This is a genomic window from Terriglobus sp. YAF25 (assembly GCF_052113305.1).
Classification (GTDB): Bacteria; Acidobacteriota; Terriglobia; order Terriglobales; family Acidobacteriaceae; genus Terriglobus.
In genome coordinates this window covers 1-1492 of the sequence record NZ_JBFRCY010000925.1, presented here as the reverse complement: position 1 = coordinate 1492, position 1492 = coordinate 1, and the positions used below count along the sequence as shown (strand labels likewise).

General features: G+C 57.4%; 1 protein-coding gene. It reads left to right on the top strand.

Annotated elements, in window-relative coordinates:
• Window positions 1–160: 160 nt before the first annotated feature.
• Complete coding sequence (locus AB4043_RS25270) at window positions 161–1462, top strand: oligosaccharide flippase family protein (protein ID WP_442299559.1); 1302 nt, start codon at window positions 161–163, stop codon at window positions 1460–1462.
• The last annotated feature ends 30 nt before the right edge of the window (window positions 1463–1492 follow it).

The window sequence follows — 1492 nt, the reverse complement described above, 5'->3', positions numbered from 1 at the left end:
CTCTCGCTCTCACCGTGATAAGCGTTTTGATTACCGCGGTCTTTCTCCTCATTCGAGATCGCTGGGAACAAATACCAGCAGAGACAGTGCAGAAGGTCTTTCTGCAACAGATTGCGGCCTCTGGAAACCGCGTCCTCCATCGAATTCCGGGAGTACGCAGATGAAACGGCATCTGGCCAATGCGGCGTACGGCGTCATCGACTATCTCGCGGTTCCATTGGGAATGCTGATTGTCGCTCCCGTCGTGCTGCATCGTCTCGGAGCCGCGCCGTACGGCCTTTGGACTCTTGTTACCAGTGTTGTTACGATCGGCAGCGTTGCGGCCTCGGGATTCGGTGACGCCAATATTCAGAGGGTGAGCCGCTGGCTCGAACAGGACGACCCCGTTGCCATCAGACGCACCGTCCGCAACACCTTAAGCATCCACCTCGTTCTTGGATCTCTGCTGGCAACCATCCTGCTTGCGTTTGCCGGTACAGCCGCGGCACGCTTCACGCTGGTTACCCCTGAGTTGAACCACCAGTGTTTCCTCAGCCTTTGCCTGGCGGCACTGATCGTACTTGCAAGGGCGCTGGAAACGGTATGCGTCAGCACCCAGCGCGCCTTTCTGCGATACTCCGCCAGCATCCGGATCAGCCTGTGCGCCCGCGTCCTTACGCTTGTAGTCGCCGCGTTTCTGAGTATTCTGCATGCGTCGATTGTCTCGATCGTAGCCGCAACGGCTCTTATCACCGCGATAGGCACAGCATGGCAATTCTATGAACTGGCAAGGCTGATGCATGTCCGCTGGATCACTCCTGCATTTCACCCAGATATCCTCAAGGACCTTTTCCGATTCGGGATCTATAGCTGGCTTCAGGCCGTATCGGCTGTGATCTTCGTCCAGATCGACCGCATCTTTCTGGGCATGCATCTAGGCATGCAGGCAGTCGCTGCGTATGCTCTGTGTCTCCAGCTAACGCAGCCGCTGTATGGAATTGCTGCGGCTGGTCTCCACTTCCTGTTTCCTCACTTCGCATCGGGCGCCGGTACCAGGCTCGACCAAGGAAGACAGGTTCTCATCGCCACTCTTGGCAACGTCGTCCTGGTAACGATCGGAGCAGGAATTCTAGTGACGTTGGGGCTTCCGCTGCTGCGGATATGGGCTTCGGGCGCGATCGCTGAAGCCTCAGCCGGTGTCCTCCCGCTTGCCGTCATCAGCACTGCGTTTGCTGGTATGGGCGTTACGGCCACGTACACCTTGCTCGCACATGACCATTCCCGGACGGTAATGCTCTTCAACGTTATTGGCGGAGCCATCTCTGTCTGCCTGATGCCCTACCTGCTTTCGCGCTTTGGCATCGTCGGTCTTGCAGCGGCCAGACTTCCCTATGGTGTCGCCAACCTGCTGCTGTATCTTCCGCTCTTCTCAGTGCTTACGGCACGTAACCTCCCGGTTGCTGCCTATGAGGAGGTGCGATGATGCCGTCCGAAACTCTTGCATATCCTGTCT

Bases quoted from the DNA above. Each gene is read 5' to 3' on its own strand.
- AB4043_RS25270 (WP_442299559.1), top strand. From the start codon at position 161: ATGAAACGGCATCTGGCCAATGCGGCGTACGGCGTCATCGACTATCTC.